This window comes from Vibrio sp. 1S139 (assembly GCF_041439475.1).
Lineage (GTDB): Bacteria > Pseudomonadota > Gammaproteobacteria > Enterobacterales > Vibrionaceae > Vibrio > Vibrio crassostreae_C.
On record NZ_JBGOOD010000162.1, the window covers coordinates 1 to 1,290 of the forward strand.

At 54.0% G+C, this 1,290-nt stretch carries 1 protein-coding gene; it reads right to left on the reverse strand.

Going from position 1 to position 1,290, the window contains the following annotated elements; translation table 11 throughout:
* Window positions 1-1,279, reverse strand: a 1,279-nt coding sequence (locus ACED46_RS21925) for a TraI domain-containing protein (RefSeq protein WP_371722455.1), incomplete at its 3' end; no start/stop codon positions are given.
* Between the last annotated feature and the right edge of the window lie 11 nt (window positions 1,280-1,290).

A 1,290-nucleotide genomic window follows, 5' to 3' on the forward strand; every position in this document is an offset into this window, starting at 1 on the left:
CGTAGCGAGTTTCCCACGCTTCGGTCAAAGGAAACAAAAAGCCGTTCAGCGCTTGATTGGAATCTTGAATGCGCGCTTTGTGTACGTTACGCGCCTCTTTCGTGACGATATGACGCTTTAGAGGTTGCAACCCTTGTTGAACTTCGCTGTAACTGTTGGCTTTGGCGTATTGACAGCGCTCATCGATGAAGGTACGAAAGGCGCCAGGCGAAACCACAAACAAACCTTGTTCAAGGCGATGGAATAACGCGTCTTGACGGTTCACCGGGTGCACGCCGCCTTTAAGGACTGAATCTAACCATTCGTAGAAAGCGCGGCCCAAGTCTTCGCCGTGGGTCTCTCTCAAATCTATCTTCTGCAGGAGAGCGTGAGGCTCGCTGGACTCAGGCGTGGACACGGGCTCAGCGTTTAACGCTTCCAACGCGGCTTCAACCTCATCCATCGGCGTGGCGGGCTGCATGAAAGCCATGAGGTCATCACTGATGGCGTCATTGTTGAGGGACGTTTCAATGTGAGTGGTACCTGTCATAGCCGCATCTTCATTCTCAGACACGATTGACTGAGGTTGAGCAGTCGTCGCTTCTCCCTCAGCTTCTCCCTTAACGGGAAGAATGTGTCCCACCAAGCTCTCCAGCTCTGCTTCTGGGGCGAATGTCGGCCAATGCACACAGATAAAGGTAAAGGTTTGGCGCCAGTCAAACTCAGAGAGCAGCACCTCACACTTCCAAATCGCCAGGTCATCGGCATTCGGACGAATAAGTTGGTGTTGCTGCAGCTCGTTAAACAGACGGGAATTGTCCGAAGGGACAGAGGTGATGCCACGCTCAAGCAGCGTGCTGCGTAGACGGTCAGCAATGGGCTTACTCATCAAGTAAAGGAGATCCCCCTCCACAAAACCTTCGGCGCCTTTTTTGTTCAGTGGGAGGGTCGCGCTTTGCAGAAGGTGCGATAAAGTCAGCTTGAGTTGTCCCGCCAGGGACACCGTCGCCCCGCGCGCTTGCTCAGCGGCGAGATTGATCCCCTCTTTGTCGGCGCCCAAGTCTTGCGCGACGCTGGCCGCGTCCGCTTGCGTCACGATTTGCTCAATGACATTGTCGGGGTTTTTATGACCTGATAGATATTCAACCATGGTGTGAAACAAGGCTTTGTCGCTGGAGATAGCCAGCATGGCGTCAGAACTGAGCAATTGAGTCAGTAGGGTATGGCCCATATATTGGTGCGTCGAATACTGGCGTGCTTTGTGGTATCGGCAGCGGTACGGTCTGGTGATGGCGCCCATCACTGGACTCC